Origin of the sequence: Stenotrophomonas sp. NPDC077421, assembly GCF_049545505.1 — a bacterium.
GTDB classification, from domain to species: Bacteria; Pseudomonadota; Gammaproteobacteria; order Xanthomonadales; family Xanthomonadaceae; genus Stenotrophomonas; species Stenotrophomonas nematodicola.
In genome coordinates, this window is sequence record NZ_JBMWDP010000001.1 from 220,383 (window position 1) to 240,997 (window position 20,615).

At 67.5% G+C, this 20,615-nt stretch carries 17 protein-coding genes and 1 pseudogene; 14 read left to right on the forward strand and 4 right to left on the reverse strand.

Translation table 11 applies throughout. The features are described from left to right. Positions 1-4: 4 nt before the first annotated feature. Positions 5-3,235, reverse strand: coding sequence for an efflux RND transporter permease subunit (locus ACPEH1_RS00995; RefSeq protein WP_136004595.1), 3,231 nt, complete (start codon positions 3,233-3,235; stop codon positions 5-7). A gap of 88 nt (positions 3,236-3,323) precedes the next feature. After that, positions 3,324-4,574 carry an efflux RND transporter periplasmic adaptor subunit gene (locus ACPEH1_RS01000; RefSeq protein ID WP_136004593.1) on the reverse strand — a complete coding sequence of 417 codons (1,251 nt, stop codon included), beginning with the start codon at positions 4,572-4,574 and terminating at the stop codon, positions 3,324-3,326. Between the two features lie 228 nt (positions 4,575-4,802). Here ACPEH1_RS01000 and ACPEH1_RS01005 point away from each other — a divergent pair, with 228 nt between their 5' ends. From ACPEH1_RS01005 to ACPEH1_RS01070, 14 genes and pseudogenes are all read left to right on the forward strand, one after another. After that, positions 4,803-6,125: a M20 family metallopeptidase gene (locus ACPEH1_RS01005; RefSeq protein ID WP_017354570.1), complete on the forward strand. Its 1,323-nt coding sequence runs from the start codon at positions 4,803-4,805 to the stop codon at positions 6,123-6,125. A 120-nt stretch (positions 6,126-6,245) separates the two neighbouring features. Then, positions 6,246-7,064, forward strand: coding sequence for an NADPH-dependent 7-cyano-7-deazaguanine reductase QueF (gene queF, locus ACPEH1_RS01010; RefSeq protein WP_017354571.1), 819 nt, complete (start codon positions 6,246-6,248; stop codon positions 7,062-7,064). 154 nt (positions 7,065-7,218) lie between these two features. After that, positions 7,219-7,512 (forward strand): LysM peptidoglycan-binding domain-containing protein, encoded by a 294-nt coding sequence (locus ACPEH1_RS01015; RefSeq protein ID WP_017354572.1) that lies wholly within the window; start codon positions 7,219-7,221, stop codon positions 7,510-7,512. Between the two features lie 37 nt (positions 7,513-7,549). Beyond that, on the forward strand, positions 7,550-8,044 hold the full coding sequence (locus ACPEH1_RS01020; protein ID WP_017354573.1) for a hypothetical protein: 495 nt from the start codon (positions 7,550-7,552) through the stop codon (positions 8,042-8,044). A gap of 116 nt (positions 8,045-8,160) precedes the next feature. Continuing rightward, positions 8,161-8,640, forward strand: a complete 480-nt coding sequence (locus tag ACPEH1_RS01025; protein WP_423715076.1) for a hypothetical protein — start codon at positions 8,161-8,163, stop codon at positions 8,638-8,640. 2 nt (positions 8,641-8,642) lie between these two features. After that, a complete protein-coding gene (locus ACPEH1_RS01030) occupies positions 8,643-9,203 on the forward strand; it encodes a hypothetical protein (protein ID WP_312707717.1) in 561 nt (186 codons plus the stop codon). Positions 9,204-9,678: 475 nt separating this feature from the next. Beyond that, positions 9,679-11,904, forward strand: a complete 2,226-nt coding sequence (locus ACPEH1_RS01035) for an NADP-dependent isocitrate dehydrogenase (protein ID WP_423715077.1) — start codon at positions 9,679-9,681, stop codon at positions 11,902-11,904. 327 nt (positions 11,905-12,231) lie between these two features. Beyond that, positions 12,232-13,182, forward strand: a complete 951-nt coding sequence (locus tag ACPEH1_RS01040; RefSeq protein WP_017354576.1) for a hypothetical protein — start codon at positions 12,232-12,234, stop codon at positions 13,180-13,182. A gap of 2 nt (positions 13,183-13,184) precedes the next feature. Further along, positions 13,185-13,733, forward strand: coding sequence for a GTP-binding protein (locus ACPEH1_RS01045; protein ID WP_026070530.1), 549 nt, complete (start codon positions 13,185-13,187; stop codon positions 13,731-13,733). After that, positions 13,726-14,139 (forward strand): annotated as a pseudogene (locus ACPEH1_RS01050) (roadblock/LC7 domain-containing protein); the annotation flags it as partial. The gene ACPEH1_RS01045 and the pseudogene ACPEH1_RS01050, both read left to right, overlap by 8 nt. 50 nt (positions 14,140-14,189) lie before the next feature. Next, positions 14,190-14,549 carry a hypothetical protein gene (locus ACPEH1_RS01055; RefSeq protein ID WP_017354579.1) on the forward strand — a complete coding sequence of 120 codons (360 nt, stop codon included), beginning with the start codon at positions 14,190-14,192 and terminating at the stop codon, positions 14,547-14,549. Between the two features lie 183 nt (positions 14,550-14,732). Then, the gene (gene aceK / locus ACPEH1_RS01060) at positions 14,733-16,445 is read left to right on the forward strand and encodes a bifunctional isocitrate dehydrogenase kinase/phosphatase (protein WP_423715078.1); all 1,713 of its coding nucleotides are present in this window, start codon (positions 14,733-14,735) and stop codon (positions 16,443-16,445) included. Positions 16,446-16,546: 101 nt separating this feature from the next. Continuing rightward, positions 16,547-16,672: a hypothetical protein gene (locus tag ACPEH1_RS01065; protein WP_267873512.1), complete on the forward strand. Its 126-nt coding sequence runs from the start codon at positions 16,547-16,549 to the stop codon at positions 16,670-16,672. Positions 16,673-16,909: 237 nt separating this feature from the next. Next, complete coding sequence (locus ACPEH1_RS01070; RefSeq protein ID WP_423715080.1) at positions 16,910-17,803, forward strand: protein tonB; 894 nt, start codon at positions 16,910-16,912, stop codon at positions 17,801-17,803. 15 nt (positions 17,804-17,818) lie between these two features. Here the strand turns inward: ACPEH1_RS01070 and ACPEH1_RS01075 are convergent, their stop codons facing one another. Both ACPEH1_RS01075 and ACPEH1_RS01080 read right to left on the reverse strand, forming a co-directional pair. Next, on the reverse strand, positions 17,819-19,396 hold the full coding sequence (locus ACPEH1_RS01075) for a sensor domain-containing diguanylate cyclase (protein ID WP_136004584.1): 1,578 nt from the start codon (positions 19,394-19,396) through the stop codon (positions 17,819-17,821). A 193-nt stretch (positions 19,397-19,589) separates the two neighbouring features. After that, complete coding sequence (locus ACPEH1_RS01080) at positions 19,590-20,606, reverse strand: cupin-like domain-containing protein (protein ID WP_136004582.1); 1,017 nt, start codon at positions 20,604-20,606, stop codon at positions 19,590-19,592. Between the last annotated feature and the right edge of the window lie 9 nt (positions 20,607-20,615).

Below are 20,615 nucleotides of genomic sequence, written 5' to 3' on the forward strand. Positions count from 1 at the left end.
CGGCTCATGCGCGGTCCCGGGCGCTGGCGTGGCGCAGCGCGCGCTGTTCGCGGCGCTCGCGCAGCCATTCGGAGAAGCGTTCCATGTACAGGTAGATCACCGGCGTGGTGTACAGCGTGACCAGCTGGGACAGCAGCAGGCCACCGACGATGGCGATGCCCAGCGGGCGGCGCAGCTCCGAGCCGATGCCGGTGCCCAGCGCCAGCGGCAGCGCGCCGAGCATGGCGGCGGCGGTGGTCATCATGATCGGGCGGAAGCGCAGCAGGCAGGCGCGGCGGATCGCGTCGTGGGCGTTGGCCCCGGCACGGCGGGCCTCGATGGCGAAGTCCACCATCATGATGCCGTTCTTCTTGACGATGCCGATCAGCAGCACGATGCCGACGATGCCATCCACCGACAGGCTCAGGCCACACACCATCAGCGCCAGCAGCGCGCCGACGCCGGCCGGCGGCAGGGTCGAGATGATGGTGATGGGGTGGATGTAGCTTTCGTACAGCACGCCCAGCACGATGTAGATCAGCACCAGCGAGGCCAGCAGCAGCCAGATCACGTCGGTCTGGCTGCCGGTGAACTCGGCGGCCTTGCCGATGAACTGGGCATGCACCTGCGAGGGCATGTCCAGGCTGTCCCTGGTCTCTTCGATCGCCTTGACCGCATCGGACAGCGAATAGCCCGGCGCGATGTTGAACGAGACGGTCACCGCCGGCAGCTGCTGCTGGTGGCTGACCACCAGCGGGGTGCTGGTGATGCGGCCTTCGGCCAGCGCGGCGAGCGGGATGATGTTGCCGGCACCGACCGTAATGCCGGTGTTCTGCGCGCCGATGCCGGTGGCGGTGGAGGAGTTGGACGAGGAGACCTGGCCGAAGTTGGTGGCGTTGCTGCCGGTCAGCGCACCGGCGCCATTGGAGGCCACCGCCAGCTGGTTCATCAGCGCGGTGCTGGTGCGGAACTCCGGCGCCACTTCCAGCACGACCCGGTACTGGTTGAGCTCGGTGAAGATGGTGGAGATCTGGCGCTGGCCGAAGGCGTCGTACAGGGTGTCGTCGATGGTCTGCATCGGTACGCCGAGCACGCTGGCCTTGTCGCGGTCGATGGTCAGCTCCAGTGCGCGGCCCTGGTTGGACAGGTTGTTGTCCACGTCGGCCAGTTCCGGGCGCTGGCGCAGCGCTTCGGTCAGGCGCGTGGCCTGCAGCGCGACCTGGGCGCCGTCCACGTCCGACAGCGAGTACTGGTACTCGGTAGCCGCCACGCGCGTATCCAGGGTCACATCCTGCACCGGCTTGAGGTACAGCGCCACGCCGGGAATGCCGGCCACGGCGTCCTGCAGGCGCGGCAGGATCTCATCGAGCCCGTCGCGGTCGCCGCGGGCCTTGAGCACGATCGACAGCTGGCCCTGGTTGAGGGTGGGATTCATGCTGCCGGCGCCGATGAAGGCCGACACGCCGGTCACCGCCGGGTCCTTGCGCAGCGCTTCGGCTACGGCCTTGGTGCGCTCTTCCATCTGCGGGAAGGCGATGTTCTGGTCGGCCTGGACCACGCCGGTGATCAGGCCGGTGTCCTGTTCTGGCAGCAGGCCCTTGGGGATGACGATGTACAGCACCACGGTCAGCACCAGCGCGCCGGCGGCCACGGCAAGCGTCATGCGCTGGTGGTCCAGCACCCAGTCCAGGCTGCGCTCGTACGCCCCCACGGTGCGCGTCCACAGGTTCTCCTTGCCGGCCGCCGCGGCGCGCTCGTGCGCGTCTTCGCCTTCGGGCAGGGCGTCGGGCTTGAGCAGGTAGGCGCACATCATCGGGGTGAGCGTCAGCGAGATCAGCATCGACAGCACCACTGCGATGCTCAGCACCCAGGCGAACTCATGGAACAGGCGGCCGGTGACGCCGGGCATCAGCAGCAGCGGCAGGAATACCGCCACCAGCGAGATGGTCAGCGACAGCACCGTGAAGCCGATCTGGCGCGCGCCGATCTCGGCCGCTTCCGGGCCGCTCTTGCCCTGTTCGATGTAGCGCACGATGTTCTCGATCATCACGATCGCATCGTCGACCACGAAGCCGGTGGCCACCACCAGCGCCATCAGCGACAGGTTGTCCAGCGACATCCCGGCAAAGGCCATGACCCCGAAGGTGCCGGCCAGCGACAGCGGTACGGCCACCGAGGGAATGATGGTCGCCCACAGGCGGCGCAGGAACACGAAGATCACCGCCACCACCAGACCGATGGTCAGGATCAGGGTGAACTGCACTTCGTGCACCGAGGCGCGGATGGTTTCGGTACGGTCGGAGAAGATCTCCAGGTGCACGTCGGCCGGCAGCACGTTCTGCAGCTGCGGCAGCAGGCTGCGGATGCGCTCCACGGTCTGCACGATGTTGGCGCCCGGCTGGCGGCGCACTTCCAGCAGCACCGCCGGCTTGCCATCGGCCCAGGCGGCGAGCTGGTCGTTTTCCACCCCGTCGACCACGTTGGCGACGTCCGAGAGGCGGACCGGGCGGCCGTTCCTGTAGCTGATGATGGTGTCGCGGTACTCGGCGGCGCTGGTCAGCTGGTCATTGGTGCCGATCGAGTAGGACTGGGTCTTGCCGTTGAGCGAGCCCTTGGGCGCATTGACGTTGGCCTGGGTCAGCGCGCTGCGCAGTTCTTCCAGGGTCAGGCCCATGTTGGACAGCTGCGCCGGGTTGACCTGGATGCGCACGGCCGGGCGCACGTTGCCGGCGATGGAGACCAGGCCCACACCCTGCACCTGTGACAGGCGCTGGGCCAGGATCGAGTCGGCGTAGTTGTTGACCTCGCGCAGCGGGCGCGTGTCGGAGGTGAGCTTGAGGGTGACGATGGCCGCGTCGGCCGGGTTCACCCGGTTGTAGACCGGCTGGTAGGGCAGCGAGGAGGGCAGGGTGGCCTGGCGGATCGCGGCCTGCACGTCCTGTGCGGCGATGTCGATGTCGCGGTCCATCGAGAACTGCAGGATGATCGTGGACAGGCCGGCCGAGGAGTCGGAGGTCATGATCTCCAGCCCGGAAATCTGCCCGAACTGGCGCTCCAGCGGGGTGGTGACCAGGGAGGCCATCGTGGTCGCGTTGGCACCCGGGTACTGGGTGGTGACCACCAGGCTGGGCGCGTCGATCTCCGGCAGCGCCGACACCGGCAACTGGCGGTAGCCGAGGATGCCGAGCAGCAGCAGGCCCGCCATCAGCAGCGAGGTGGCGATCGGGCGGCGGATGAAGATCGTCGAAAAGCCCACGGGCAGATCCTTGCTGTTACGTCATGCGGCGTTGAAGCGGGCGAACGCCGGCCAAGCGGCCGGCGTCAGGAACGGGAGACGGCCGCGATCAGCGCGGGCCGCCACCGCGGCGGCCACCGCCGCCCTGCTGCTGGGCGGCAGCCTTGAGTTCGGCGTCGGTCGGCGGGGCCGGGGTTTCGCCCGGCTTGAGTGCGGTGACCTTGCTGCCAGGCTTGAGCCGGAACTGGCCTTCGCTGACCACGCGCTCGCCGCCCTTGAGGCCTTCGGTGATCTGCACGTTGCTGTCGCCCACTTCCACGCCGCTCTTGACCGTCTGCATGGCCACGGTGTTGTCCGGCTTGACGATATAGACGTACTCGCCGTCCGGGCCGCGCATCACCGCCTGGGTGGGGATCACCACGCCACCGGCAATGGTGCGCAGCTGCATCCGCACGTTGACGAACTGGCCTGGCCACAGCAGGTTGTCGGCGTTGTCGAACACGGCGCGGGCGCGGAAGGTGCCGCTGTCGCTGCTGATCTGGTTGTCGACCACGTCCAGCCTGCCGCCATCGGTGAGTACATGCGAATCGTTGCGGTCCAGTGCGGCGATCGTCACCGGGCCGGCCTGCTGGGCCTGGCGCACGTCGGGCAGCTGGCGCTCGGGCAGGTTGAACACCACGTGGATCGGGTGGATCTGGGTCAGGGTGACCAGCGCGGTGCCGGCGCTGACCACGTTGCCGGCATCCACCGCGCGGATACCGGCGATACCGGAAATCGGGGCGGTGACGCGGGTGTACTGCAGCTGCACCTGGGCCGCGCGCATGCTGGCTTCGTTGGCGGCCACCGCACTTTCATACTGCGCCACCTGGTTGCGCTGGGTGTCCAGGTCGGTTTTGGCCACGTACTGGCGGTACTCGGGCGAGTTGGAGCGCTGGAAGTTCGAGCGTGCGGTGGCCAGCTGCGCCTGGTTCTGGCGCTTGGCCGCGGCGGCCTCGTCGTAACTGGCCTGCAGGGTGCGCGGATCGATCTGCGCCAGCAGGTCGCCCTTCTTCACTTCCTGGCCTTCCTTGAAGTTCAGGCTGATCAGCTGGCCGCCGACCTGCGGGCTGACGGTCACGGTGTTCATCGCGGCCACCGTGCCCAGCGCGCTGGCATAGACCGGCACGTCCTGGCGGGCCGCCTCGACCACGGTCACCGGCACCGGCCCGGCATTGCGCTCTTCCCCGCCGCCCCGTCCGGCGGCGGCGGCGGGCTTGCCCGCCTCGCCCTTGGGTTTGCCGCCGCCGAGCATGCGCATGCCGATGAAGGCCACCACCAGCACTGCGACCACCAGCAGCACGATCTTCCAGAAACGCGACATTCAAAACTCCTGAGGCTGGCGGAGGGCGGGGGGCCCGGTTGGCTAGGCGCAAAGCATACCCGTCGCCTGCGCGCTTTCATCCATGACGGATGGGACGGGCGATCAGACCGGACGTGACCGACCGGGTTCCGTGAATCAACGCCTGCGGGGGCAGAAAGTTACAGCGCCGGGCCCGCTGATGGCCTACATTCAGGTTCGTCCGTCCCTTGCCCCTCGTGGAGATCCGCAATGCCCCGTCTGTCGCTGCTGTTGTCCGCCCTGCTGCTGGCCTGCCCCGCGCTGGCCGCCGCCACGCCCGCCGAACGCCCGGAAGTGACCGCCGCGGCGACCCGCCTGAACGCCAGGGTGATCGACTGGCGGCGCGACTTCCACCAGCACCCGGAGCTGTCCAACCGCGAGGAGCGCACCGCCGCCAAGGTGGCCGAGCAGCTGCGCGCGATGGGCCTGAAGCCGAAAACCGGGATCGCCCACCACGGGGTGGTGGCGATCATCAAGGGCGCCAAGCCCGGCCCGCGGATCGCACTGCGCGCGGACATGGATGCGCTGCCGGTGACCGAGCAGACCGGCTTGCCGTTCGCCTCCAAGGCCACCAGCACCTACCGCGGCGAGACGGTGGGGGTGATGCATGCCTGCGGCCACGACGCCCACACCGCCACGCTGCTCGGTGTGGCCGACGCGCTGGTGAAGATGCGCGAGAACCTGCCCGGTGAAGTGATGCTGATCTTCCAGCCTGCCGAAGAAGGCGCGCCGCCGCCGGAGGAGGGCGGTGCCGCGCTGATGCTCAAGGAAGGCCTGTTCGCGGACTTCAAGCCGGAGGCGGTGTTCGGGCTGCATGTGTTTTCCAGCGTGCCTGCCGGCCAGATCGCGGTACGTGGGGGACCCTTGATGGCGGCGTCGGACCGTTTCGGGATCAAGGTGATCGGCCGCCAGACGCACGGTTCGGCGCCGTGGAACGGGGTCGATCCGATCGTGGCCACCGCCGACCTGGTCGGCACCGCGCAGACCATCGTCAGCCGACGCGCCAACCTGTCCAAGCAGCCGGCGGTGCTGACCTTCGGCGCGATCAAGGGCGGCATCCGCTACAACATCATTCCCGACGAGGTGGAGATGGTGGGCACCATCCGCACCTTTGACGAGGGCATGCGCCAGCAGATCTTCGCGGACCTGCGCAACGTGGCCGAACACACCGCCGCCGCGCACGGGGCCAAGGCGCAGACCGAGATCTACGAGTCGGAAGGCAACCCGGCCACGGTCAACGATCCGGCGCTGACCGCGCGCATGCTGCCCAGCCTGCAGGCGGTGGTGGGCGAAGCGAATGTCTACGAGCCGCCGCTGCAGATGGGCGCGGAGGACTTCTCGCTGTATGCCAAGGAGGTACCGGGCCTGTTCTTCTTCGTTGGCGCCACCGGCGAGGGGATCGATCCGGCCACCGCGCCGGCCAACCACTCGCCGAAATTCCTGCTCGACGAGAAGGCGCTGGACGTGGGCCTGCGCGCGCTGCTGCAGGTCAGCCTGGACTACCTCAACGGGGCGAAGGCCCCGGCGGGCTGAGGCCGGGCTCTGCCGGATGCCGGACGCCCTCCGTGGCGTCCGGCCGTTCTGCCCACCCCGCCCGGTTCCCCAGGCCTGCGGAACGGGGACGAGCGACGCCCGCCGGCGTAAAATGGCCGGATGAATACCCCCCAGGACTCCAGCCTCGGTCGTGAGGTTGCTTACCCGTCGCAGTACGATCCCGCGCTGCTGTTTCCCATTCCGCGCCGTGGCGCGCGCGAGGAGATCGGCCTGGACGAGGCGGCGCTGCCGTTCGTCGGCCATGACCGCTGGCAGGCCTATGAGCTGAGCTGGCTGGACCGGCGCGGCAAGCCGCGGATCGCGGTGGCCACCATCGGCGTTCCGTGCACCTCGCCGAACCTGATCGAATCCAAGTCGTTCAAGCTGTACCTCAATTCGCTCAACAGCACCCGCTTCGACGACGACGAGGCCGCGCGGCAGCGCATGGTCACCGATCTGTCGGCCTGCGCCGGCGCGGGGGTGACCGTGCAGTTCGGCGTGCCGCCGCTGGTGGAGGAGGGCGAGGGCGAGTCGCTGGACGAACGTGATGTCGCGATCGACCGCTATGGTCCGCCGGCCCCGGAGTACCTGTCCGCCGATGCGGACGCGGTGGTCACCGAAACCTTGGGCTCGGCCCTGCTCAAATCCAACTGCCCGGTCACCGGCCAGCCGGACTGGGCCAGCGTGAGCATCCGCTACCACGGTCCGAAGATCGACCGCGACGGTCTGCTCAGATACCTGGTCAGCTACCGGGAGCATGCCGAGTTCCACGAGCAGTGCGTGGAGCGCATCTTCAGCGAGATCAGCCAGCGCTGCCGGCCCGAGTGGCTCGAGGTGGAGGCCCGCTACACCCGTCGCGGCGGGCTGGACATCAACCCGTGGCGCGCCAGCCCGGGCATCGCGCAGCCCGCGCGCACCGTGCGCGACCTGCGCCAGTAACCAGGCTGGCGGCTGCGGCCGCCCTGCCCGGTGCGTGCCGACCGTGGGTCGGCACGCCGGGGTCCGGCCCCGTCTTCACATCCACGCCATGCGCCATTAACAAGGGCTGTGACACCGTGCGTTCCATGTCGTCAATGAAGACGGGAGTGTGTGGATGAGTACCGATAAGAAAGCCGATTTCTCCGGTGTCAAAACCAGCATCGACACCACTGCCGAGAAGGTCGAGAAGGCCGATTTCTCCGGCGTGTCCACGTCGATCGATACCACCGCCGAGGTGGTGGGTGGCAGCTACACCGTGCAGAAGGGCGACTCGCTGTCGAAGATCGCCAAGCAGGAACTGGGCGATGCCAACGCCTGGAAGAAGATTTTCGACGCCAATCGCGACGTGCTGGACGACCCGGACAAGATTTTCCCGGGACAGGTCCTGAAGTTGCCGCCCAAAGGCTGAGTCGCTCCGTCACTACCCATTCCAAGGGAGGAATTCCATGAAGAAGTCGTCCATCAGCACCGCTGTACTCGCCGGTCTCCTGGCCACTGTGGCCCTGGCTGGCTGCAAGAAGAAAGAAGACACTGCCGACAACAACGCCCAGCCGGCGGCGATGACCCCCGCGCCGACCCCGGCACCGGCACCCGAGCCGATGGCGGCCGCAGCGGCGGTGAATGTCTCCAGCGTCACCGTGGGCAAGACGGCCGCCGCCGACAAGACGGTTGCCCCGGCGGCACTGTTCGCGCCGAAGGATGAAATCCTGGTGTCGGTGCGTACCGACGGCACGGCCAACAACGTCACCCTGGCGGCCAAGCTGACCTACCAGGACGGCCAGGTGGCCGGTGAGCAGACCCACACGCTCAACACCACCGGCGCTGAAACCTCCAACCTGAAATTCACGAATGCCAATGGCTGGCCGGCGGGCAAGTACCGTGCGGAAGTCATGGTAGATGGCAAGGCGGCAGGAACGCCGCAGGAGTTCGAGGTCAAGTAAGCCCACGCCGACTCTCTCCCGGCAACAGGCTCACGATGGACGCAGCCGCGAGGCTGCGTCTTTTTTATGTCCGCCAGCTAGCGTTGACTCTATGGTAGAAAATCCCTTTCCGCCGAATGAAAGACGGTTCGATAAATATCGACTTTCCCAGTAAATTCACTGGCGATGCTTCTACGCCAGAGAACATTGCTGCCTTCAAGGAGCAGGTCTCCGCGATGTCCGGAACATACAGAGTAGATGGTAAGGAGACTCGCGTCACAGTTGGTGTTTCTGAGATAACCAAGAAGACGCCACGCGCCGCTCGAAATGAGATCAAGCTTGTCGAGGGAGAGACATCTCATCCGTCTGGCAGGAGTTTCGCTGAACTTGGAGGGAAACGAAGTGAGATCAACGTCTTTGATCGATTCACTCGGGGTGTAGTTCCTCATGAAGTAGGACATCTCGGCGGCGTGAATGATCTCTACGACAAAAGGACAGGACGACCAGATCCGACCAAGGGAAACGGCATGATGAATAGAGTGCCAGGCATTGTTGACGACTTCTTGATCAACGGAATGATTGACGCCAGTTCAAACATTCAGCGACGGGAGAGATAGACATGAAGGATCTGCGCCGCTACTTCTGCTTTGCCGCTGCCCTCATTCCATTGCCGTCGTTGGCCCAGGAGTCAAATCTCTGGTCTTACAGTTGCGACCACTTTCTTCATGGTTCCTGTCTGCGGATTCCCCACGGGATGTCGGTGACCTATGAGGCCCCGGCGGATTTTGGGCTCCACAGGGTGCACAGCGACGGGAGAGAGGTGGTGATGGTGTACGAGGGCGATGCGCCCAGTCGGCCGCCGGCAGGCGTTCCCGATGTGACGCTGGGCATGTCCGGTCATCTTCTTCACGCTTTCAAAGTGCGCGAGGCAGGTGGCGTCCGCTACGATCTGCATGTGTCATCGTCGGTGTCCGACGCGATGTCCTTGCATCTGACTGGGCAAACGACCAATGCAGCGGAGCAGGCCGCGCTTGCGGCGGTGCTTGGCGGATTCCGCATATGCAGTTTCAAACGTAACCGCACCGCCCAGCGGCTTGTTTGCCCCAGGCGCAGCGCGTGGGGTCAAGCACTCTCCACCTGGGTCGCAGATGAGGTCGTAGAGAAGCCACTGGCAGAGTGACTGACTCTCCGTGGACCGTCCGTGGCATGCCCCTGTCGTGTCCATTCAGGTTTGGCGGTCCCGCGATGCGCAGCGGTCTCTTCCAGGGGGGCCGGAGGGCAGTCGAAGCTTGTCCTGACCTGCCAAGGGGGAGCGGCAGGACGGGGACGTCGCCACGTCGTCGCACGAAAGCCCCCGTCCTTCCGCGCTGTCCTGACGGGCGCAGGGGCCGGCGAGCCTGGCTGAGTTTCAGACGTTACCGATCAACCCACAGGCGGGTGGCCACGATCCAGTACGTTTGCGTATGGCGCCGCTTTGCTCCGGGGGGCTGAAAACGCGACAATGCGGAGGTTTCCCGCAGCGCGCGCCATGCGGCGCGATCCACGGGAAAAGTGCGGACCCCGCCCGGCGCGGCCTGCACGCGACACGGTTGCACGCGGCCCGGCATTGCCGACGGCCATCACTCCTCAGATCCGCAAGAGAGCATCAGTCCCCCATGTCGAATACGCCCAAGATTCTCTACACGCTCACCGATGAAGCCCCGTTCCTGGCCACCCAGTCGCTGCTGCCGATCGTCGAGGCGTACACCGCCACCGCCGGCATCGCCGTCGAAACGCGCGACATTTCGCTCTCCGGCCGCATCCTGGCGCTGTTCCCGGATTACCTGAAGGACGCGCAGAAGGAAGCCGACCACCTGGCCGAACTGGGCCAGCTGGCGACCACGCCGGATGCCAACATCATCAAACTGCCCAACATCAGCGCCTCGGTGCCGCAGCTGAAAGCCGCGATCAAGGAACTGCAGGACCAGGGCTATGCGCTGCCGAACTACCCCGACGTGCCGACCGACGACGTTTCGCGCGACATCAAGGCGCGCTATGACAAGGTCAAGGGCAGCGCGGTGAACCCGGTGCTGCGCGAAGGCAACTCGGACCGTCGCGCGCCGCTGTCGGTCAAGAACTATGCACGCAAGCACCCGCACCGCATGGGCAAGTGGTCCACCGAGTCCAAGTCGCATGTGGCGCACATGGACGGCGGCGATTTCTACGGCAGCGAAAAGTCGGCCACGCTGGCCACGGCTGGCAGCCTGAAGATCGAACTGCAGCAGGCCGACGGCACCACCGTGGTGCTGAAGGAAAAGACCGCGGTCAAGGCCGGTGAGATCGTCGATGCCGCCGTGATGAGCCGCAGCGCGCTGGCGGCCTTCGTGCAGGCCCAGATCGCCGATGCCAAGGCCAAGGGCGTGCTGTTCTCGCTGCATCTGAAGGCCACCATGATGAAGGTCTCCGACCCGATCATGTTCGGCGTGGTCGTTGAAGAGTTCTACAAGGACGTGCTGGCCAAGCACGCCGACGTGCTCAAGCAGGCCGGCTTCGATCCCAACAACGGCATCGGCGACCTGTACGCACGCCTGCCGCAGCTGCCGGAAGCCACCCAGGAGGCGATCAAGGCCGACCTGGCTGCCGAGTACGGCAAGCGCCCGGGCCTGGCGATGGTCAACTCGGACAAGGGCATCACCAACCTGCACGTGCCCAGCGACGTGATCGTGGACGCCTCGATGCCGGCCATGATCCGCGACTCGGGCGGCATGTGGAACGCCGAGGGCAAGCTGCAGGACACCAAGGCCGTCATCCCCGACCGCTGCTACGCCGGTGTGTACCAGGCCGTCATCGATGACTGCCGTACCCACGGTGCGTTCGATCCGGCCACGATGGGCTCGGTGCCCAACGTCGGTCTGATGGCGCAGAAGGCCGAGGAGTACGGCTCGCACGACAAGACCTTCCAGATTCCGGCCGACGGCACGGTGCGCGTCACCGACGATGCCGGCGCGGTGATCTTCGAGCATGCCGTGCAGACCGGCGACATCTGGCGCATGTGCCAGACCAAGGATGCCCCGATCCAGGACTGGGTGAAGCTGGCCGTCAACCGCGCCCGCCTCAGCAGCACCCCCGCCGTGTTCTGGCTGGACGCTGCGCGTGCGCACGACGCGCAGGTGATCGCCAAGGTCCAGACCTATCTCAAGGACCACGACACCACCGGCCTGGACATCCGCATCCTGGCGCCGGTGGAAGCCACCGCGTTCTCGCTGGACCGCATCCGCAAGGGTGAGGACACCATCTCGGTGACCGGCAACGTGCTGCGCGACTACCTGACCGACCTGTTCCCGATCATGGAGCTGGGCACCAGCGCCAAGATGCTCTCCATCGTGCCGCTGATGGCCGGTGGCGGCCTGTTCGAGACCGGTGCCGGTGGTTCGGCGCCCAAGCACGTGCAGCAGTTCGTGGAAGAGGACTACCTGCGCTGGGATTCGCTCGGCGAGTTCCTGGCCTTGGCCGCGTCGCTGGAGCACCTGGGCAACCGTTACGACAACGCGGGTGCTGCCGTGCTGGCCAGGACCCTGGACCAGGCCAACGGCCAGTTCCTGGACAACGACAAGTCGCCGTCGCGCAAGCTGGGTGGCATCGACAACCGTGGCAGCCACTTCTACATCGCGCTGTACTGGGCCCAGGCCCTGGCCGCGCAGAACGACGATGCCACACTGAAGGCCCGCTTCGCCCCGCTGGCCAAGGCACTGGCCGACAACGAGCAGACCATCGTCGATGAGCTGATCGCCGTGCAGGGCAAGCCGGTCGATATCGGCGGCTACTACCGTCCGGACGTGGCCAAGGCGAGCAAGGCGATGCGCCCGAGCGCCACCTTCAACGGCGCGTTGGCCGCGCTGTAAACCACGCTCGGCGTCAACACCGCTTCAACGGAAAACCCGCACCTCGGTGCGGGTTTTTTTCTGTGGAGGCCACTCCCTGCAAGGCGCTGTCACAGGTGACCCCCGTGTCGATGGAAATGTGACCTCTGTCGGCCGCCGTTTTCATCCCGCGCCCGCGTCCAATCTCGTCAAGAGGGCATGAAACTTGCCTGCGTCCCGTGCAACGGGCAGGGCGTCTCTCGCCCCTCAATCTGTGCAATCCATCACGATCGGCCCGATATCGATGGCATAGCCTAGCCACGGTCGTATCCGCAGCAGTGGTGGTCCTTCAGAACGCAGGGGAAGGCAATGGCCCGGGTGCTGGTAGTGGGATCGGATATCCAAGGGGAGCACGCCCTGCTGCAGCGGCTGCGCTCGGCGGCCGCGTTGCCGGGTGAGAGCGTGCGCAGTTGCCGCGATCTTGACGAGTGCGATCTGCTGGTGATCAAGGACACCCCCGCACTGCGCAATGCGGCGCTGCGGATGGTGCGCGAACGGCCGCAGATCCAGTTCTGGATCGAGGACCAGCAGGGGCGCCTGCGCCCCGGTCAGGGCCACGATCATGCGGTGCTGGACGACGAGGCGATCGAGCGCGCGCTGCGGCACATGCCGGCCGCGCCGGCACCAATCGATGAACCCTGTGCGGCGCGCGGGGCCAAGGCGATCACCCGCGCCCTGCGCGAACGCCTGCAGTCCCGTCAGGGGCACGCCGTGCTGGTGGCCGATGGCCTGCCCTGGCTGCTGCTGGATTTCGAACAGGATCAGATGGTCCTTCCCGACGGCGGCGCCAGCGTGGCGCAGCGGCTGTCGGACAACTTCGAGCGCCTTGCCCTGCACGGCATCGCATCCCGGCGCTACCAGCAGTTGGCCGGCGACCTGCCGCGGCAGCCGTTGCGGCCGCTGTTGTGGCAGTGGGGGCAGCAGCCTGCACACTGGCAGGACCTGGACGCACGGCTGCAGCGGCACGCGCGGGTCACGCTTCTGCGCTGGCCCGATTTCCGCGTGCTCGGCCACCAGCACGACAGCTTCCGGCTGTGCTCGCTGCTGCTCAAGCGCGCCTGCAGCGTGGACGAGTGCAGCCACCTGCTGGACATGCCGGCCGAGGCAGTACGTGCCTTCGTGCACCCGGCCTATCTGTGCGGCTATGCCGCGCTGGAGCCAGCCCCCGCCGAGCCCGTCGCGACGCGGGCGCCCGGCACGCCCGGCGGCTCGCTGCTGGCCCGGATGTGGCGCAGCGTGCGCCAGCGCGCTGGAGGCTGACGGTGCGCGAACACAAGATCGTGGTGCTCGGGGCGATGGGCAGCGGCAAGTCCACTCTGGTGCGTGCCATCGCCGCCGGCGCGGTGGTGGACACCGACGTGCACAACAGCGACCGCGCCGGTGCCGACAAAGCGTCCACCACGGTCGCGATGGACTATGCGGACATCGACCTGCCCAACGGCGATCGCCTGCGTCTGTACGGTACGCCGGGGCAGCAGCGGTTCGACTTCCTGTGGCCGATCCTGCTGCAGGGTGCCAGCGGCGTGGTGCTGCTGCTCGACGCCACCGACCCGGCGGCCGCCACCGCACTGGGCGCCTATCTTGACGTGCTGCAGCAGCATGCCGCGCAGGTCCCGGCAGTGGTCGGGCTGACCCGCCTGGATCTGGCCCCGGCGTGGGAGCTGGACACCTGCGCGCTGCAGGCCGGCCGCGGCGGACGCCTCCTGCCGGTGGTGCCGGTGGACGCGCGCGACCGCGAGGACGGCCTGCGCCTGATGGATGTGCTGATGAGCGAAATGGAAGCCTGCGAACTGGTGGCCGCGCATGCCTGACGGTCGCGACGTCCACCCCGTGGATGCACGCCAGCGCGAGGCGCTCGGCTGCCACCTGCAGGCCTTCTGCAACGATATCGACGGCGTACGCAGTGTGGTGCTGGCCAGCGTGGATGGCTTCGCCGTGGTTCCGGGCGCCGGCACCCACGGCAACGGCGAACGGCTGGCCGCCATGACCAGCGCGATGCTGGCGCTGGCCGGTGCGGTGGGCCGCGAGCTGGCGCTGGGGGAACTGGAAGTGCTGATGCTTGAAGCGGGGGGCGGCAAGGTGCTGATGCTGGCGTTGCCCAGCCAACCGGCGCCCCTGTTGCTGATGACCGCCTGCGACCAGCGCTGCGTGGTCGGCAAGGTGCTTTGGCGCGCCAAGGAATGTGGCCGCAACATCGTGGCCGAACTCAGCGGATCACGAGCCGATCCGCAGGGGCACATGGGGCTCGACAACCAACGGGGTGCAACATGGCAGGACTCGATCAGACCTTGAGCGCGCTGATGACCATTGATGGCGCGCAGGCGGTGGCACTGGTGGACTACGAAAGCGGCATGCTGCTGGGCGAGGCCGGCACCGGTGTGGACATGGAGGTGGCAGCGGCCGGCAATACCGAGGTGATCCGCGCCAAGATGAAGACCGCCGCCTCGCTCAACCTCAACGACACGATCGAGGACATCCTGATCTCGCTGGGCCGCGCGTATCACATCCTGCGCCCGGTCGCGAAGCAGCAGGGGTTGTTCATCTACCTGGTGCTCGACCGCGGCAAATCCAACCTGGCTCTGGCCCGGCGCAAGGTACAGGACGTGGAAAGCCAGCTCGCGCTCTGAGTTCCCTCCGCCGCCGGCCGGGGCAGTACAGCGGCCGGCGGCGCTTCGCGTCGCACCCGCCGCGTGTCGTGCTCCTTCGCCGCCCACCATGCATTCCGCGCAGGCCTGCCGTAAGGTAGACGGCAGACCACCGGGGTGTGCCTGCATGTGCAACGCTGTCCGTCCTTGCCCTGCCGCGTCGCGATGAACGTGCCGGCATCGGCCTTGGCTGTCCTCATCCGCGACGGCTTCGAGGCCTATCACGCGCGCTTTGCGACGATCACCCGGCGCGCGCGCAGCCGCTTCGAGCAGCGCGACTGGACCGGCGCACGCCAGGACGCTGTTGAACGCATCGGCCTGTACGACATCTGCATCGCCGAGACGATGGCTGCACTGCGACGTGCCGCCGGAGAGGCTGTCGGGACCCGGGCCGTGTGGCTGGAGGTGCGGCAGGCCTATGCGTTGCTGGTGGATGGGCTGATCGACGCCGAGCTGTACAAGACCTTCTACAACACCCTGGCCCGGCGCCTGTTCGCCACCGAAGGCGTGGACGCGGCGATCGAGTTCATGGCGATGGATGTGGAGCCGTCCGACGCGATTACCCATCCGGTCGCGCGCCACAGCTACACGCTGTCGCCCACGCGCCCGGCCGAGGCGATCCTGCGGGTGCTCGGCGACTACCCCTTCCAGGTGCCCTATGCGCACCAGCTGCGCTGTGCAGCGGCCATCGCGGTGCGCCTGCAGGATGACCTGGCCCACTGGGGTGACTATCCGGTGCGCAGCATCGAGCTGCTCGACACCGTGTTCTACCGCGAGCGCCGCGCGTATCTGGTCGGCCGTGTGTTCGGCGAGCACCGCTTTTCGCCCTGCGTGATCGCACTGGTCAACGACGGCCAGGGGCTGCGTGCCGAAGCGGTGCTTACCCGTCGGCGCGATGTGGCCCACCTGTTCGGGGTCTCGCGCAGCTACTTCCAGGCCGATCTCGCCACGGTCGGCGATGCGGTGGTGTTCCTGCGCAGCCTGCTGCCGGCCAAACCCATCGACGAGATCTACACCGTGCTTGGCCGCGCCAAGCAGGGCAAGACCGAGCGTTACCGGACCTTCCAGCGGCACTTCCAGGAGCACCCGGAGGAGTACCTGTTACATGCCGATGGCACCCCCGGCATGGTCATGTCGGTGTTCACCCTGCCCAGCTATCCGCTGGTGTTCAAGCTGATCCGCGACCGCTTTGCCTGGCCCAAAACACTTACCCGGCACCAGGTTGAAGAGAAGTACGCGCTGGTATTCAACCTGGATCGGGTGGGGCGCCTGCTCGACGCACAACCCTACCGCCATCTGCGCTTCCCGCGTGCGCGGTTCTCGCCGGCATTGCGCGAGGAACTGCTAACCCAGTGCGCAGGCAGCGTGCACGAGGACGGCGATGCGCTGGTGATTGCGCTGTGCTACGTACAGCGGCGCTTCCGCCCGCTCAATCTGTACCTGCGCGAGCAGCCGGCCGACGCGCGTCGCGCCGCCGCACTGGACTACGCGCAGGCCATCACCGACATGGCCCGCAACAACATCTTCCCCGGCGATATGCTGCCGAAGAACTTCGGCGTTTCCCGGCATGGCCGCGCGGTGTTCTACGACTACGACGAGGTCTGCCTGGTCAGCGACTGCCACTTCCGCCACTGGCCGGCGCCGCGCAACGCCGAGGAGGCGATGGCGGACGAACCGTGGTTCCACATCGCGCCCAACGATGTGTTCCCCGAGCGCTTCTGGATGTTCATGGGCCTGGCCGCCCCGGAGCTCGCGGCGGTGCGCGAACACCATGCGCACCTGTTCGATCCGGCGTGGTGGCAGGGCCTGCAGCAGCGCTTCGCGCAGAACGACTATCCGGATACACCGCCCTACGCGGCCGCATTGCGGCTGGCGTGAGCGGCGGTGTCACCAGACGCCGGCACGGGTTGCAGGGCTCTTATCCCGCCTCCGCGTGGTGCGCTGTCCCGGCCAAGTGAAGCGCGCCGGTGGAACTGGGCATGCGCATCAACGGTGAGGTCGATGTCGCTGCCGATGGGCGTATCGCCGGATTGCGGATCGACGATGAGAAGAAGGTCTCACCGACCGTGCTGGGCAGGGTGCGCTGCCTCCGCCCCGCTGCTTGAGCCGGATGGCACGGTGCGCGAGGCGATGGTCGAGCAGGTCAATCTGCGGCTGGTCGGGGGCGAACGGGAGATGCGCGAGGTGCGCGAGACGTTCGCCAAGGCGGCGCTGCCGGCCACGCGGCCTGGATGGCGGTGTGCAGGGGCAGATTGCTGCCGCGCGCATCGGCTGGGCCGCAGTGCGCATCCGTGTGCGGTGCGGTAGGCTTCGGCCCATGTCTGGGACAGGGAGTCGCGCACATGTGGAATCCGCATCGTGGAGGGCGCTGCCCGCGCCTGCTGTGGCTGGTACTGCTGGTGGGAGGGCTGTGCACGGGTACCGCACCCGCCGCGCCGTCGACGCCACCCGCGGGCGAACAGCTGGAAGTCAGCATGCTGCTGCGCGGCGCGTTGGATGTCAGCGCCAGCGGCGCGGTGGAAGCACTGCACCTGGGCGATGAGCGCCAAGTGCCGCCGGTAGTGGCCGGGTTCGTCCGCCGTGCGGTCGCCGGCTGGCGGTTTGATCCCTATCTGCAGGAGGGCCAGCCCCGTGCGATCCGGGTACCGCTGATCCTGCGGGTGGTCGGCACGCCGCTGGACGACGGCAACCTGCAGATCGCCCTGCGCAGCGCCAGTTTCCAGAACTACGACCCCAACGACCCGACCCGGCTTACGTGGCAGAACGCCGCTCCGCCGCTGTATCCCGGCGGCGCCGGCATGTTTGGCGTCAATGGCGATGCGTATGTGCTGATGCGGGTGGGGCGCGACGGCCGCGTCCAGGACGCGATCGTGGAGCAGGTGAACATGCGCGTACGAGCCTCGCCGCGTCGCCTCGCCGCCTACCGCAAGCAGTTCTCGCGCAATGCGCTGGTGGCCGCGCGCACCTGGTCGTTCCGGGTGCCTACCGAGGGCGAATCCCGGGATGCGCCGTACTGGCTGGTGCGGGTGGGCGTGCGTTACGACGTCAAGGGCGAAGGCGAGCAGTTCGCACGCTGGTATCCCTACCTGCCGGGTCCGCGCCACCGCCCCACGTGGACCGATCCGGCCACGCTGCTGCTGGCCGCCGACGCACCGGATGCGTTGCCTGCCGATGGCAGCCTGTACCAGGCCGGCCAGCGCGGACCGGTGCTGCGTACGCCGCTGGGCGGCGGCTGAGGCCGCCGCGGAGCCTCAGGCACCCCGGCCGTCGGGGTGCACCACGGTACGGTCGCGGCCCTGTTCCTTGGCCATGTACAGCGCCTTGTCGGCCAGACGCAGGGCCTGCAGCGGGTCTTCGTGGAAGGTCGGGTAATGGGCCACCCCGAGCGAGACGGTCACCGAGCCGACGTGCTCGAACACCTCGGCGGCAATCCGCCGACGCAGGCGCTCGGCGAACTGCGCGGCGGCAGCGGTGTCGATGCCCGGCAGCAGGATCAGGAACTCCTCGCCGCCGTTGCGGCACAGCAGGTCGGTCTCGCGCGAATCGGTGCGCATGAGCTGGGCGATGCGCAGGATCACCGCATCGCCTGCCGCGTGCCCGAACCGGTCGTTGATCGTCTTGAAGCGGTCGATGTCCATCGCGATGATCGCGAACGACTGCCCGCGCAGCTGCCAGTCCTCCAGCCCCTGCTGCAGCCCACGGCGGTTCTGCAGGCCGGTGAGCGGGTCGGTCATGCTGGCGCGGCTGAGCTTGCCGATGCGGTCCTGCAGCAGGTTGAAACTGGAGAGCAGCGCGGCCTTGAGCTGCGCGACCTCGTAATACCAGGCGCGGATGCCGGTAACGTGGCGGATGGCGATGCCGGTGTCGCGGTTCTGCACGTTGCGCGCGAGCTGCCACAGCGGCAGCGAAATGCGCCGCGCGAACCACCAGGTGATCAGCAGTGAGAGCACGCCCAGCGGGATCGCATTCCAGATCACCGAGGTCATCAGGCGCGACAGCGGTGCCAGGGTGGCCTCGGCAGGCCGCTGCGCCACCACCCCCCAGCCCACGATCGGGACCGGCGCGTAACCGGCCAGCATCGCCACACCGTGGCTGTTGCGCACCTGCTGCGCGCCCGAGTGGCCCTTGCTCACCGCGTGCACCACCGGGTTCTCCAGCGCGAACTGGCCGACCCGGCCGGGTTCGACGTGGTACAGGATGCGGCCATTGCGATCGACCACATACAGGTAGGAGCCGTCGCGGTAGTGGTGCTTGCCCAGCAGAGTCTGCAGGATGCTGCGCTGGCGCAGGTAGATGGTGCCGCTGACGTAGCCCTGGTAGTGTCCCTGCGCGTTGAAGATGGGGTGGGAAATGGCGACCAGCAGGCGTCCGGTGGCGGACTGGTAGGGATCACTGATGAAGGGCTCGCGCCGTGCCAGTGCTTCCTTGTTGCCCGGACTGCGCAGCAGCACGCCCTGCAGCGCCAGGCTCTGCGGCGAGGTGGCCAGCACGGTGCCGGCAGCGTCGACGATCAGCACCGAGTTGAAGGAATTGGTCTGCAGCTGCAACCGTGCGGCTTCGGCTTCCAGTGCGCTGCGGTCGTGCGGTTGCTGGCCCAGCGTGGTGGCGCTGTAGGCCAACTGCTGCTGCGCGGACTGGATGAAGTTCTGGGTGGTTTCCGCCAGCTTGCTGGCATATACCCGGTTGGCCTCCAGGGTATTGCCGATCAGCTGGTCGCGCTGCACGCGGTAGCTGGCATGCAGGGTATTGGCCAGCGCGATCAGCGCACTGAGCAGGGCCAGGGCGAGGATCAGCTTGCCGAGGTTCAGGCGGGTGGACAGCGGGCGCATTCGTTACATGGAAACCGGCAGGTGCTGCACCTACCCGGATTACGGAAGGAACGGCAACGATGAAGCGGTCAGGAGCGCAGCTCTGCCCCCGGGCGGCAAACAGATCACGGCGCGGATTATCACGGATTCCCCGCCGATGTGGGTGAAGCGGTGCTGGACCTGACGCCGGTGGCGGGCAACGCCTGAGGCGCGGCTAGCGCTCCAGACGTCGACGCAGCACGTTGCGCACCGCCTCGGCGGTGGCCGGATCGAGCTCGCCGAGCACACCGCGTACCGCCGCCGGGATGTGGGCGGTCGTCGCTTCGTCGGCATCGAATACGTAGTGGTCGAACAGAGCGCGCCAGTGCGCGCGCTGCGCCGGTGGCAGTGGGCGCACCGCCAGCAGCGCCAGCATCAGCGCGTTCATCGGCGCATCCGTCCACGCCGGTACGGGCCGCCACCAGCTGTTGACCAGCACGTTGAACGCGTCCAGCCCTTCCATGTGGTGCCACCACAGCGAGGGGATGTACACCGCATCGCCTGGTGCCAGTTCGGCGACCTGGGCATGCGCCATTGCATCGGCGAAGCGCGGAAAGCGGCCCAGGTCCGGTGCGGCGAAATCCACCAGGCTGACCGCCTGGCCCGCGGGAGTGAAATCCAGCGGGCCGATGTAGAGATTGTCTACCTGGTCAGGCGGGAACAGAGTAACGCGACGGCGGCCGGCGGCCACGCAGGCCAGGTTGTCGGGCACGTCCTGGTGGGCGGCGATGCGCGAGCGGTTGCCGATCCAGATGCTGGCCAGTGGATCGTCCACGCCCAGTGCCAGCGGGTTGTCGGCGGCAAAGCCGGGCAGGAAGGTATCCAGCGTGGTCGATGCGACGTAGATCGACGGCGGCGCGGGATCAGGCAGGTACTTGAGCAGGGTGTCCAGCACCACGCGCAGGGGAATCTGTTCGCGGCGGAAATTGAAGCCGCTCATGTCGGCGTTGTAGAAGATCCGGCCGCCTTCCGACGGTGCCGCGGTGGTGGCCGTCACTGCCAGCCGGCCGTGGTCGAACCGCTTGAGGTAGGCCACCGCCGCCGTTGCCGATTGGCGTGCGGCGGCCACCATCGGCCAGTGCGCGACCAGTCCGCGCAGCACCTTCGGCGTGGTCCAGCCGGCCAGCCGCGCCGGCAGCTGGTCCGGCGCGACATCGTGCAGTTCCTCGATCAGGCCGTGGGCAACGGGCATGCGCGGCGG